Raw genomic sequence first — 13,087 nt, 5'->3', positions numbered from 1 at the left:
AGTGAAGCATTGACGAGTTGCAGGGATTGGACAAGGCTGCAGCGCTTATTCACCGCATAGGATTTTCCTATGCGGCGACCGCACGCAGCAGATTGGCGATCAAACCGAAGGCCGGCGCGCGACCGGCGCCTTGCCGCCACAGCAGGCCGATCTCCCTATAGTAGCGCCCGCCTTTGATCGGCCGAACCACCACGTCGTCGCCTTCGCGGATTTCCTGGCGGACGTACAGGTCCGGGAGCAATGCAAGGCCCATGCCCATGCCGGCCATCTGGCGGATGGCGTCCAGGCTGGTGCCTTCGTAATCGCGCAAGACATGCGCCCCCACATCCATGGCGATCGCAGCGACCTGTTCCGCCAAGCGATATTCCGGCATCAAGGTCAGCAGATTGGCGCCACGCAGATCGGCCGGGGTGATGCAGGCCTTGGTGCGCAACGGATGGTCGGCGGCCATGGTGACGTGCAGCGGTTCGCGGAACAGCCGCTCGCTATGCAGGCCGCGGCCGGCCACCGGCAGTTGCGCAAGAATCAGATCGTGCACGCCGCTGCTCAGGCCTGCGGCAAGCGCGGTCGGCAGGCCTTCGCGCACGTGCACGCGCAGCGCCGGGTGTTCGCGATGCAAACGTGCCACCAGGCTCGGCATCAGATAGGCGCCGAGCGTGGGCGAGACCCCGAGCCGGATGGTGCCGATCAAGCTGTCGGCAGCGGTCGCGCGCACATCCTCCAGATCGGTGACGTCGAGCAGGATGCTGCGCGCGCGGTCGAGCAGGTCGCGGCCCAGCGGGGTCAGGATCGCCTGCGCGCCGCGTTCGAACAGCGGCGCGCCGATGATGGCTTCCAATGCGCGGATCTGCTGCGACAACGAGGGCTGCGAGACACCCATCTGCTCGGCTGCGCGGGTGAAGCTGCCGGTGTCGGCCAGCGCGACGAAATAGCTCAGTTGGCGAAGGGTGGTTCTGGGGCGGGGCATGGGTCACATCGCGACGTCGGATTGCGTGGGAGCGCACGGCCGGCGTGGCCGGTGGGACAGTACGGGCGAACAGCAGCGGATAGCGTGGCGACCAGTCGTCGCGCAGATAGGGACGGTGTGCAACAAACGCAGTGTACGCGTGGCACCTGGCGCACCGAGCACGGGCCACGCGCGTTGGCGATGCGCGCAGTCGTCTTGTCGGCTGTGCCAAGTGCCAGTGCCGGCAGCAGGCGTCAGGCGTCCCTCACTGGTCGATGAACTGCAGCCGCGCCAGTTCCGCGTACAGACCGCCTTCGGCGATCAACTGCGCGTGGGTGCCCTGCGTGACGATGCGGCCGGCATCCATCACCACGATGCGGTCGGCCTTGAGCACGGTGGCCAGGCGGTGGGCGATGACCAGCGTGGTGCGGCCTTCCATCAACCGGTCCAGCGCCTGCTGCACGGCGCGTTCGCTCTGAGCATCCAGCGCGCTGGTGGCCTCGTCCAGCAGCAGGATCGGCGCGTCCTTGAGCAGGGCGCGCGCGATCGCCACCCGTTGCTGCTGGCCGCCGGACAGGCGCGTGCCGCGTTCGCCCAGTTCGCTGGCGTAGCCCTGCGGCAGGGCGCGGATGAAACTGTCGGCCTCCGCGGCCGCGGCGGCGGCTTGCACCTGCGCATCGCTGGCGTCCAGGCGCCCATAGCGGATGTTGTCGGCGGCGCTGGCGGCAAACAGCGTGGGTTGCTGCGGCACCAGCGCGATGCGTTCGCGCAGCAGCACCGGGTCGGTCTCGCGCAGGTCGATGTCGTCGATGCGCACCTTGCCGCTGACCGGGTCGTGGAAGCGCAACAGCATCGACAGCACCGTGCTCTTGCCAGCCCCGGACGGACCGACCAGCGCCACGGTTTCGCCGGGGCTGACATGCAGGTCGAAGCCATCCAGCGCCGGCGCATCGGGGCGCTGCGGATAATGGAACACCACCCGATCGAAATGGATCGCGCCGCGCAGCGGCTGCGGCAAGGGCTGCGGCGTGGCCGGGGCGACGATCGCCGGCCGCTCGTCGAGCAGTTCGCCGACCCGGCCCATGCCGCCGGCCGCGCGCTGCAACTCGTTCCAGACCTCGGCCAAGGCACCGACCGAGCCGCCGCCGATCAGCGCGTACAACACGAACTGTCCCAGCGTGCCGGGGGTCATGCGTCCGGCGATCACATCGTGCGCGCCCAGCCACAGCACACCGACGATGGCGCCGAAGATCAGCATGATCGCCACCGCCGTCACGGTGGCCTGGGTGCGGATGCGCAGCCGTGCGGTATCGATCGCGGCGAACAGGGCCTGGCTGAACCGCTGGCTCTCGTAGCGCTCGCGCGCATGCGCCTGCACGGTGCGCACCGCGCCCAGCGTTTCGGCCGCCAGCGTGTTGGCATCGGCCACGCGGTCCTGGCTGACGCGCGAGATCTTCTGCAGGCGGCGTGCGCCCAGCACGATCGGCAGCACCGCCAGCGGAATGCCGATCAAGGTGAAGCCGGCCAGCCGCGGGCTGGTGACGAACAGCATCACCATGCTGCCGATCACCGTCACCGAGCTGCGCAACGCCACCGACATGGTGGTGCCGATCACCCCGCGCAGCAACTCGCTGTCGGCCGACAGACGCGACACCAGCTCGCCACTGCGGCTGCGATCATGGAAGCCGGCGTCCAGCCCGATCAGATGCGCATACAGGCGGCCGCGCAGGTCGGCCACCACTTTTTCGCCCAGCAGCGCGACGAAATAGAAGCGCGCGGCCGTTGCCACCGCCAGCACCACCGCCACCGCGAACAGCAGCGCGAAGGCGTGGTTGATCTGCGAGCCGCCGGAGAAACCATGGTCGATCATCTGCTTGACCGCCGCCGGCAGGCTCAACGTGGCCGCCGAGGAAATGGCCAGTGCGATCAGCCAGGCGGCGAACAGGCCACGCTGGCGCTGCACGAACGGCCACAAGGTGCGCAGGCTGCCAAGCTTCCGCAACGGGTTGGGCCTGGCGGCGGCTGGCTGGGTCATGCGGCTTCCGGTGATGAGAGATGGACACGGTTGCGAGTGGCGTCGCACAGGCGCGTTTTCAAGCCGGCCAGCTGATCGGCAGGCAGTTGCACGCGCAGTGCGGCGCCTTGCGCGTCGAAGCGCTCGTCCAGCTTGTCGGCGTGGAAGGCGCTCAGTGCAGCATGCACCAGGCCCAGGTCGTCGAACCGGCATTGCAGGTCGAGCAGCGACACCGCGATCAATGGCTGTCGCGCCGCCAGTCGCAGGCATTCGGCCGCTGCGCCGCCGTAGGCACGTACCAGCCCACCGGCCCCGAGCTTGATGCCGCCGTACCAACGCGTGACCACCACCACCACGCGGTCGTAGCCTTGGCCATCGATGGCGGCAAGAAGCGGCCGCCCGGCGGTGCCGCTGGGCTCGCCGTCGTCGCTGGAGCGGTAGTCCTGCCCGAATCGATAGGCCCAGCAGTTGTGGGTGGCATCGGCAACGGACACGCGCTGCACGATCTCCAGCGCCTGCGCGGGAGAGTCCAGTGCCGCAGCGTTGGCCAGGAAGCGACTGTGCTTGATGTCCAGGCTGTGGTGCGCGTCAGCGGCGAGGGTATCGAGCATCGTCGCCATTCTATGCGAGCCGGTCGGGCCGGACGCTGCGGCCATCGTGACTGCCGTTGCAAGCTTGCAGATCGGCAGGGTGTTCGTTGCGGCGTTGCGACGGGGGAGTGGATGCGCAATGGGTGCGCGCAGGCCCTGGGGCCGTTACACGCAGGCGCTGTGGCTGCTCCGTCGACCTGGCGAACAACGTGACGCACGGTTCGGGTCGTGGCAGGTGCCGCCGGGTGCGGCATCGCGCCGGAGCGATGGCCGCATATGTGAGAGATGGCCCGGTGCATCACTGCACTTCCACGCAGCTGACGTATGACTACAGCGCCGCTGCGCGCCTGCTGTTGTGCATGCCTGACCCCGACGCCGGGCCTGCCTGCGAGGGGGCAGGGAGGGTGCGTCGCCGCGCATCACACCAGGGTGGAGCGGCGCTTCTCGTCGATCCACTTGGAGGCCTGCGCCGGCGTGTAGTGCTGCATCCACTCCAGCATCTGTTCGATATCGGCGCCGTACCACAGGTCGCTGCGCTGGTCCGGATGCAGGAAGCGCTCTTCCACCATGCGATCGATCATGCCGATCAGCGGTGCGTAAAACCCTTCGATATCCAGGAACGCGCAGGGTTTGTTGCCGATGCCGAGCTGGCGCCAGGTCAGCATCTCGAAGATCTCTTCCATGGTGCCGAAGCCGCCGGGCAGGGCGACGAAGGCATCGGACAGCTCGAACATGCGCATTTTGCGCGCATGCATGGAGCCGACGATTTCCAGCGTGGTCAGCCCACGGTGCGCCACTTCCCAATCGGCCAGTTGCTGCGGAATCACCCCGGTCACCTCGCCACCGGCCGCCAGCACCGCATTGGCCACGGTGCCCATCAGCCCGACGTTGCCGCCGCCATACACAAGCCGCAGACCCTGCTCGGCGATGCGCTGGCCCAGCGCGGTGGCGCGCTCGGCGTAGGCGGGTTTGTTGCCGGCATTGGAGCCGCAGTAGACGCAGATGCTTTTCATGGGAACGGAAATCGGGAGTTGGGAATAGGGAATGGGTCAAAGCAAACACAGCAGCCAGAACGCATGACGCCGGACCTAGGTCCGGCGTCAGCATGAAGAGTGAGGTCATGGGAACGCTCTTACGATTCCCGATTCCCCACTCCCGATTCCCGGCTTAGTTGGCCTTATGAATCGCGCGCTTGCTCACTGCCATCGCGGCATCGTGGATCGCTTCGGACAGCGTCGGGTGCGCATGGCAGATGCGCGCCAGGTCGTCGGCCGAGCCGTTGAATTCCATCGTCAGCACGCCTTCGTGGACCAACTCGGACACGCCCACGCCGACCAGATGCATGCCCAGCACGCGGTCGGTTTCGGCATCGGCGATCACCTTGACGAAGCCGGCCGGCTCGCCCATGGCCACCGCACGGCCGATCGCCGCGAACGGGAAGCTGCCGGCCTTGTAGGCAACGCCTTCGGCCTTCAGCTGCTGCTCGGTCTTGCCGACCCAGGCAATCTCCGGCTCGGTGTAGATGACCCACGGAATGGTGTCGAAGTTGACGTGACCCGGCAGGCCGGCGATCAGTTCGGCCACTGCGATGCCTTCCTCGAAGCCCTTGTGCGCCAGCATCGGGCCGCGCACGCAGTCGCCGATCGCCCACACGCCATCCACGCCGGTGTGGCAATGCCCGTCGACCTCGATCTGGCCGCGGTCGGTGACCTTGACGCCCGTGCCTTCGGCCAGCAGGTTCTTGGTCGCGGCCTTGCGGCCCACGGCCACCAGCAGCTTGTCCACGGTCAGGGTCTGCTCGCCGGCGGCGTCGGTGTAGCTGAGCACCACCTGCTTGGCATCGCCGCTGCCGGTGATCTCGGTCTTGCCGACCTTGGCGCCCAGCTTGATGTCCAGGCCCTGCTTCTTGAATTCCTTCAGCGCGGTCTTGGCCACTTCGGCATCGGCCAGCGCCAGGAAGTCCGGCAACGCTTCGAGGATGGTGACCTCGGCGCCCAGGCGCTTCCACACGCTGCCCAGCTCCAGGCCGATCACGCCGGCGCCGATCACCGCCAGACGCTTGGGCACGGCGGTGAAATCCAGGCCGCCGACGTTGTCGACGATGGTGTCGCCGTCGAACTTGGCGAACGGCAGTTCGATCGATTCCGAGCCGGCTGCAAGGATCACGTTGGTGCCCTTGAGCTCGATCTCGCCGCCTTCGTGCTGGGCGACCTTGACGATGTTGCCCGGCAGCAGCTGGCCGAAGCCGTAGTACGGGGTGATCTTGTTGGCCTTGAACAGCATCGCGATGCCGCCGGTGAACTGCTTCACGATCTTGTCCTTGCGGCCGATCATGGTGGGCACGTCCATCTTGGCGTCGTTGAAGCTGATGCCGTGGTCGCCGAACAGGTGGCCCATGTTCCAGAACTGGCGCGAGGAATCCAGCAGCGCCTTGGACGGAATGCAGCCCACGCGCAGGCAGGTACCGCCCAGCGCCGGCTTGCCGTCCTTACCGATGGCCGCGTCGATGCAGGCGACCTTCATGCCCAGCTGGGCCGCGCGAATCGCAGCGTGATAACCGGCCGGACCGGCACCGATGACGACGACGTCGAATTGTTCGCTCATTTCATTTGCTCACGGGAATGGGGAATAGGGAATGGAGAATCGCAAGAGCGCATGCGTGCGCCTGCCGCGTCCCATCCAGGTCCAGGCGGGAATGGAGTGGTCGATGGGCGCTTGTCCCATTCCCGAATCTCCATTCCCGATTCCCGGCTCTTACAGACCGAACAGCATGCGGCCCGGGTTTTCCAGCTGGTTCTTGATGTCCACCAGGAACTGCACCGAGTCCTTGCCGTCGATGATGCGGTGGTCGTAGGACAGCGCCAGATACATCATCGGGGCGATCACGACCTGGCCGTTCTCGGCGATCGGACGTTCCTTGATCGCGTGCATGCCCAGGATGGCGCTCTGCGGCGGGTTGATGATCGGGGTGGACAGCAGCGAGCCGAAGGTGCCGCCGTTGGTGATGGTGAAGGTGCCGCCCTGCAGGTCGTCCAGGCCCAGCTTGCCGGCACGCGCCTTGGCGGCATAGTCGGCGATGCCCTGTTCGACGTCGGCGAACGACTGGCGCTCGACATTCCGCAGCACCGGCGTGACCAGGCCCTTCTCGGTCGACACCGCGATCGAGATGTCGCTGTAGCCGTGATAGATGATGTCGTCGCCGTCGATCGAGGCGTTGACCAGCGGGAAGCGCTGCAGCGCATTGGCGGCGGCCTTGACGAAGAAGCTCATGAAACCGAGCTTGATGCCGTGCGCCTTCTGGAACTCGTCCTGCAGCTCCTTGCGCGCGGCCGAGACCTTGGCCAGGTTGACCTCGTTGAAGGTGGTCAGCATCGCGGTGGAGTTCTTGGACTCCATCAGGCGCTTGGCGATGGTCTTGCGCACGCGGGTCATCGGCACGCGCTCTTCCGGACGGGCGCCGGAGGCCTTGCCCACGCCGCCGGCCTTGGCGAAGTTGACGATGTCTTCCTTGGTCACCGCGCCACGCCGGCCGGTGCCTTCGACCTGGGCCGGATCCACGCCCTGGGTGATCGCGGAAAAACGCGCACCCGGCGGCAGCGCATCGGCAGCGGACTTGGATGCAGCGGCCGGCGCAGCGGCAGCAGCCGGGGCCGGGGCGGCTGCCGGAGCAGCAGCAGGCGCCGGTGCCTCGGCCTTCTTCTCGTCGGCCGGTGCGGCCGCAGCCACGGCGCCTTCTTCGATGATCGCCAGGATCTGGTTGCTGGTGACGGTGTTGCCGGCTTCGAACTTGATTTCCTTCAGTACGCCGTCGACCGGCGAAGGAACTTCCAACACGACCTTGTCGGTTTCCAGGTCGACCAGATTCTCGTCACGCTTGACCGCTTCACCGGCCTTCTTGTGCCAGCTGGCGATGGTGGCGTCGGAAACGGATTCGGGCAGTACCGGAACTTTGACTTCGGTGGCCATTCGGGGAGCGTCCTAGGGTTTTCGTTCTTTGGGGAAGAGGAGTTATTCAGCGACTTGGTCGTTGAATGGATTGAGGAGCGCATCGGCGACCAGCTTCTGCTGTTCGACGATGTGGTCGGCCATGTGGCCGGCGGCAGGCGAGGGCGAACGGGCACGGCCGGCGTAATGCAGGCTCTGGCCGCTGGCCAGGCAGAAGTTCAGGTGGTGGCGGATCTGGTACCACGCACCCTGGTTCTGCGGTTCTTCCTGGCACCACACCACGTCGGTGGCGTTGGCATAGGCCTTGAGCGCGGCGGCCAGCTGCGCACGCGGGAACGGATACAGCTGCTCCACGCGCAGGATGGCGACATCGTCCTGGCCACGCTTGGTCTGGTCTTCGAGCAGGTCGTAATAGACCTTGCCCGAGCACAGCACCACCCGCTTGACCTTGCCGGCATCGGCCCTGGCGTCGGGAATCAGATGCTGGAACTCGCCCTCGGCCAGTTCTTCCAGGCTCGACACTGCCAGCTTGTGGCGCAGCAACGACTTGGGCGTCATCACCACCAGCGGCTTGCGGGTGGTCATGCGCATCTGGCGGCGGATCATGTGGAAGCACTGCGCCGGCGTGGTCGGCACGCAGACCAGCATGTTCTCCAGCGCGCACAGCTGCAGGAAGCGCTCCAGGCGCGCGGAGCTGTGCTCCGGGCCCTGGCCTTCGTAGCCGTGCGGCAGGAACAGCGACAGGCCCGCGATGCGACCCCACTTGGCTTCGCCGGCGGCGATGAACTGGTCGATCACCACCTGCGCGCCATTGGCGAAGTCGCCGAACTGCGCTTCCCAGATGCACAGCGCATTCGGGTCGGTGGTGGAGTAGCCGTATTCGAAGCCCATCACCGCTTCTTCGCTGAGCAGCGAGTCGATGATGGTGGCGTCTTCGGGGTTCTGCACCAGCTGGCGCAGCGGCAGGTAATAGCTGTCGGTCTTCTGGTCATGCAGGATCGCGTGACGGTGGAAGAACGTGCCGCGACCGGCGTCCTGGCCGACCAGGCGCAGCTTGTGGCCTTCGGCCAGCAAGGTGGCGTAGGCCAGGTTTTCGGCGAAGCCCCAGTCGCCGGCCTGCTCGCCGGCGGCCATCTTGACGCGATCTTCGTAGATCTTGGCGACACGAGCGTGCAGCTCGACCCCTTCCGGAATCGTGGTGATCAGCTTGGCCAGCCGGTCCAGCTGCTCGCGCTTGACGCGCGTGTCGACCGGATCGGCCGCGGTGCCGACCAGATACTTGGACCAGTCGATGGCGAATTCGTCCGGCTTGCGCGTCGCCAGTTCGGTGGTGTACTCGCCCGAATCGAGCTTGTTGCGGTAACCGTCGACCAGCGCCTTGGCCTCGTCGGCGCTCAGCACACCATCGCTTTCCAGCTTGGCGGCGTACAGCTCGCGGGTGGTCTTGTGCTTGCGGATGGTCTGGTACATCACCGGCTGGGTCGCTGCCGGTTCGTCTGCCTCGTTATGGCCCCAGCGGCGGTAGCAGACCAGGTCGATGACCACGTCCTTCTTGAACTGCTGGCGGAATTCGTAGGCCAGCTTGGACACGAACATCACCGCATCCGGGTCGTCGCCGTTCACGTGGAAGACCGGCGCGCCGATCATCTTGGCCACGTCGGTGCAGTACAGCGTGGAACGGGCGTCGTCGCGGGCGCTGGTGGTGAAGCCGATCTGGTTGTTGACCACGATGTGCACGGTGCCGCCGACGGCGAAACCGCGCGCCTGCGACATCTGGAACAGCTCCATCACCACGCCCTGGCCGGCGAATGCGGCATCGCCGTGGATCAGGATCGGCAGCACGCTCTTGCGCTCGGCATCGCCGAAGCGCTCCTGACGCGAACGCACGCTGCCGACCACGACCGGGTCGACGATTTCCAGGTGCGAGGGGTTGAAGGCCAGCGCCAGATGGACCTGCTTGTCGCCACCGACCGCGATGTCGGCCGAGAAGCCCATGTGGTACTTGACATCGCCGGTGTGCGCGCGGTCGTCGTGGGCGTGCTCGAACTTGCCTTCGAACTCGTCGAACAGCTTGCGCGGGTTCTTGCCCAGCGTATTGACCAGCACGTTGAGGCGGCCGCGGTGGGCCATGCCGATCACGATGTCCTTGACCTGATCGTTGCCGGACTGGCGAATGATCTCGTCCATCATCGGGATCAGCGCGTCGCCGCCTTCCAGCGAGAAGCGCTTCTGGCCGACGTACTTGGTGTGCAGGTAGCGCTCCAGGCCTTCGGCGGCGGTGAGCCGCTCCAGCGTGCGCTTGCGGCTGGCCGCGTCGCCGGCGATCTTGCCGCCGGCATCTTCCAGGCGCTTGTAGATCCACTGCCGCTGGTCGAACTCCTGGATGTGCATGAACTCTGCGCCGATGGTGCTGGCGTAGGTCGCCTTCAGGCGGGTCAGCAGATCCTTCAGCTTCATGCGCGGCTGGCCACCGACGCCGCCGGTGCTGAACTCGCTGTCCAGATCGGCCTGCGACAGGCTGTGGAACGGCAGGTCCAGGTCGGGCGGGTTGACCGGCGGGGTCAGGCCGAGCGGATCGAGCTGCGCGCCGAGGTGGCCACGCGCACGGTAGGCGGTGATCAGGCGGCCGACGTTGCGCTCGCGCTCGTCACTGGCCGCTGTGCCGGTGCCGGTGTTGGCAGCCTGCTTGGAGGCGGTGAGGATGTGGGCAATGGCCGCCGAATGCGGCACATCACCGGCATCGCGACCCTTGAAGCCATCGAAATAGCTCTTCCACTTCGGGTCGACACTGTCCGGGGCGACGAGGTACTGCTCGTACAGATCCTCGATATAGGCGGCGTTGCCGCCGGCGAGCTGCGATGACTGTGCGAACTGCTTTAGGAGATTATCCACGATGGTAAGTCGGGTCTGCTGTGGGGATGATCGTGCGGAAGCGCCAGGGCGCAATGCCCTGGCGGTCGGTCTCAAATCTCGAAAAATTATACCCCCTTGCGCTAGTGAGGGGGCGTCTGCCAGCTGACCGGCGGGGTAGACCAGTTGCGTTCGCGCCTGGGTGCGAAGGGCGCTGCGGCCTCAGATGCCGAGTGCGCGCGGTTCGTTCCAAAGCGCGCTGCGCTCCCATATCTGCGCGAATTCGCGCTCCAGCTGGCGGCTGCGCGCCGCGCCCGACAGCCAGGTTTCGCCATCGTCGAAGCGATGGCCTGTTGGACGAAAGTAGTAGGCATCATCGCCCACCACATAGGCCGACGCGTAGCTGGCATCGACCGGATCGCTGACCGCACGGAAGCGGAACACGCTGGGCAGACGCTGGGCCAGCCTCAGCATCGCGCTGCTGTTGGCGCCCGCGACGGCGGTGTCCTGCACCAGTACCTGCACGCGCTTGTCGTGGCGGGCGGTGGCGAAGCGGCGTAGCGCATCGAGCACTGCGGGGTTGTCGAACAGCGGCGGATCCAGTGCCCGCGTATAGATCAGCACCTGGCGGCGTGCGGCGCACAGCAGGCCGGTGGTGGCGGCCTGGGCCGCGCGCAGGTCGTCCACCGCCATCGGGCCGTCGAGACGGCGGTGCAGGGGCCTGCCCGGGTGATCGCCCGCCGTTGCGGCGCGAGCGGGGCGCAGGTCGGAAGAGGTGTCCGGCAGGAAGCCCAGGCGTGCGAACACGGTCTCGGCGTCTGTGTTCACGCGGGTTTGCAGGCCGGGCCAGCCGCGTTGTTGCGCGCTGGCGACGGCGGCTGCGAGCAAGCGGTCGGCCAGGCCGCGGCGGCGCCAGCCCGGCAGCACGCCGAGCCGGTCGATGCGCCGATCCGCCGTCAGCCGTACCGAGCCGATCAACTGGCCGTCCTCGCCGCGCAGCGCCAGGTGCAGGCTGAGCGGGTCCAGGGCGTCCCAGGCGGCAGCGCTGTCGTCGCTGCTGCCGGCGCCGCAGGCCAGGCGCAGCGCACGCAGGGCCGCGGCGTCGGACGCCGCCTCCAGCGAAACGATCTGCGGCCCGGCCTGGGAACTCATGCGCGCTGGTCGGACCCGTCGTCGTCGCCAGCGTCCGATGCCGCGTCGTCGTCGGCCAGCCCGCTGTCGTCGTCCTGGTCGGCATCCTCGCCTTGTTCGGCCTCCTCAGCCCGGGCCGGGCCGTCCGCGGCATCGGCGTCGATCTCGTCGTCCGCGTCCGGCGTGGCGGCCCCGTCGTCGGCATCGTCATGGTCGGCCGACAGGCTCAGGACGTGGGCCTGGTCGTCGTCGATGTCCTCGATGTCGTCCTCCGCGTCCTCGTGGGCGCGCTGGTAATGGCCCTGCGCCAGCAGCTCCAGCACCACCTCGCGGCCACGGTTGGACAGCTGCGCGTACAGCGCGCCGTCGATCTCTTCGGCCGCGGCCAGCCGTGCGGCGTCCTTGGCCGACAGCGCGAATTCCAGGCCGCTGCAGAACAGGGTGGCGCCACGCTTGGCGCGCCGCCAGGCCAGCCGCGACCAGGGGTGACGGTGCAGCAGCACGCCTTCTTCCAGCGCCTGCTCGACCGCCTCGCGGGGAATCGGTTCAGGTGCCGGCACCACGTCGCCGGAGGCGCGGTAGGTGGTCATGAAGCGGCCGAACCAGTCGCCCAGGCGATCCGGATCGTTCATGCGCAGCGCGTTGAGCGCTTCGACCACGCGGTTCATCGCGGTGGCGTCGATCTCGTACGGATCGGCCGGCACCTTGAGGTCTTCGTCGTGATAGCGCACGGCCTCGTCGGCATCGGCGATCAAGGTGTCCAGATAGTCGCCGATCAGCTCGGCCGAGGACGGCGCGCGGGTGCCGATGGAGAAGGTCAGGCAGGCGTCTTCGGCCACGCCGTGGTGCGGCACCAGCGGCGGCAGGTAGAGCATGTCGCCCGGGCCCAGCACCCAGTCGTGGGTGGGCTTGAAGTCGCGCAGCAGCTTGAGCTCGACATCGTCGCGGAACGCCAGCGGCGCGGCCTTGCGGCCCTGCTGCGCGCGTGCGTCGATCTGCCAGCGGCGGTGGCCCTGGCCCTGCAGCAGGAACACGTCGTAATGATCGACGTGCGCGCCGACCGAGCCGCCGGTGGCGGCGAAGCTGATCATGATGTCGTCGATGCGCCAGCGCGGCAGGAAGCGGAACTGTTCCAGCAGCGCGCGCACGTCGGCGTCCCACTTGTCCACGTCCTGCACCAGCAGGGTCCAGTCGTGGTCGGGCAGGCCGGGGAAGTCGGTTTCCTGGAACGGGCCGGTGCGCACGTTCCAGTCGTCGGTGGCGCGGTCGTGGCTGATCAGGCGTGCCAGCACGCCGTCTTCGCAGGCCAGCCCGGCCAGGTCTTCGGGCTGCAGCGGGGACTGGAACTCCGCAAACGCGTTGCGGATCAGCAGCGGGTGCTTGTGCCAGTAGTTGCGCAGGAAGCGCTCGACCGGCACGCCCAGCGGCTGGTCGCGGGTGGCATGGATCTCGAAGGGCAGTGGCGCGCCTTTCCTGGCGGCGATCTTTTTTGCGGGGGTCTTTTTCATGGTGTCACGGGTCCGACTGGAGGGCCGGCGCGGTGCGGCCGGCGAGGTGGCTTATTGTCGCCCAGCCCGCCATGCGCTGCCTTGCATGCGGGTGTCGCGGTGA

General features: G+C 67.3%; 9 protein-coding genes. All 9 read right to left on the bottom strand.

The window, feature by feature from the left end:
- Window positions 1–67: 67 nt before the first annotated feature.
- A complete protein-coding gene (locus XarbCFBP7408_RS06415) occupies window positions 68–967 on the bottom strand; it encodes a hydrogen peroxide-inducible genes activator (RefSeq protein ID WP_104562240.1) in 900 nt (299 codons plus the stop codon).
- Window positions 968–1,211: 244 nt separating this feature from the next.
- Complete coding sequence (locus tag XarbCFBP7408_RS06410; protein WP_104562239.1) at window positions 1,212–2,981, bottom strand: ABC transporter transmembrane domain-containing protein; 1,770 nt, start codon at window positions 2,979–2,981, stop codon at window positions 1,212–1,214.
- Complete coding sequence (locus XarbCFBP7408_RS06405; protein ID WP_181106332.1) at window positions 2,978–3,580, bottom strand: IMPACT family protein; 603 nt, start codon at window positions 3,578–3,580, stop codon at window positions 2,978–2,980. The genes XarbCFBP7408_RS06410 and XarbCFBP7408_RS06405 overlap by 4 nt, the downstream gene beginning before the upstream one ends.
- A gap of 389 nt (window positions 3,581–3,969) precedes the next feature.
- Window positions 3,970–4,563 carry a TIGR00730 family Rossman fold protein gene (locus tag XarbCFBP7408_RS06400; protein WP_104562238.1) on the bottom strand — a complete coding sequence of 198 codons (594 nt, stop codon included), beginning with the start codon at window positions 4,561–4,563 and terminating at the stop codon, window positions 3,970–3,972.
- A gap of 154 nt (window positions 4,564–4,717) precedes the next feature.
- A complete protein-coding gene (gene lpdA / locus XarbCFBP7408_RS06395) occupies window positions 4,718–6,154 on the bottom strand; it encodes a dihydrolipoyl dehydrogenase (RefSeq protein WP_104562237.1) in 1,437 nt (478 codons plus the stop codon).
- A gap of 150 nt (window positions 6,155–6,304) precedes the next feature.
- Complete coding sequence (sucB, locus tag XarbCFBP7408_RS06390) at window positions 6,305–7,516, bottom strand: dihydrolipoyllysine-residue succinyltransferase (protein WP_104562236.1); 1,212 nt, start codon at window positions 7,514–7,516, stop codon at window positions 6,305–6,307.
- A gap of 42 nt (window positions 7,517–7,558) precedes the next feature.
- Window positions 7,559–10,387, bottom strand: coding sequence for a 2-oxoglutarate dehydrogenase E1 component (locus XarbCFBP7408_RS06385; protein ID WP_104562235.1), 2,829 nt, complete (start codon window positions 10,385–10,387; stop codon window positions 7,559–7,561).
- Window positions 10,388–10,567: 180 nt separating this feature from the next.
- Window positions 10,568–11,497: a GNAT family N-acetyltransferase gene (locus XarbCFBP7408_RS06380; RefSeq protein ID WP_104562234.1), complete on the bottom strand. Its 930-nt coding sequence runs from the start codon at window positions 11,495–11,497 to the stop codon at window positions 10,568–10,570.
- Complete coding sequence (locus tag XarbCFBP7408_RS06375) at window positions 11,494–12,960, bottom strand: cupin domain-containing protein (protein ID WP_181106329.1); 1,467 nt, start codon at window positions 12,958–12,960, stop codon at window positions 11,494–11,496. The genes XarbCFBP7408_RS06380 and XarbCFBP7408_RS06375 overlap by 4 nt, the downstream gene beginning before the upstream one ends.
- Window positions 12,961–13,087 lie beyond the last annotated feature (127 nt).

It is taken from the genome of Xanthomonas arboricola pv. guizotiae (assembly GCF_002940205.1).
Lineage (GTDB): Bacteria > Pseudomonadota > Gammaproteobacteria > Xanthomonadales > Xanthomonadaceae > Xanthomonas > Xanthomonas arboricola_C.
This window is presented reverse-complemented; position numbering and strand designations above follow the sequence as displayed.

What these genes read in the sequence shown, in the direction of transcription:
- XarbCFBP7408_RS06410 (WP_104562239.1), bottom strand. Translation starts at nt 2,981, where the DNA reads ATGACCCAGCCAGCCGCCGCCAGGCCCAACCCGTTGCGGAAGCTTGGC.
- XarbCFBP7408_RS06400 (WP_104562238.1), bottom strand. Translation starts at nt 4,563, where the DNA reads ATGAAAAGCATCTGCGTCTACTGCGGCTCCAATGCCGGCAACAAACCC.
- XarbCFBP7408_RS06415 (WP_104562240.1), bottom strand. Translation starts at nt 967, where the DNA reads ATGCCCCGCCCCAGAACCACCCTTCGCCAACTGAGCTATTTCGTCGCG.
- lpdA (WP_104562237.1), bottom strand. Translation starts at nt 6,154, where the DNA reads ATGAGCGAACAATTCGACGTCGTCGTCATCGGTGCCGGTCCGGCCGGT.
- XarbCFBP7408_RS06405 (WP_181106332.1), bottom strand. Translation starts at nt 3,580, where the DNA reads ATGGCGACGATGCTCGATACCCTCGCCGCTGACGCGCACCACAGCCTG.
- sucB (WP_104562236.1), bottom strand. Translation starts at nt 7,516, where the DNA reads ATGGCCACCGAAGTCAAAGTTCCGGTACTGCCCGAATCCGTTTCCGAC.
- XarbCFBP7408_RS06380 (WP_104562234.1), bottom strand. Translation starts at nt 11,497, where the DNA reads ATGAGTTCCCAGGCCGGGCCGCAGATCGTTTCGCTGGAGGCGGCGTCC.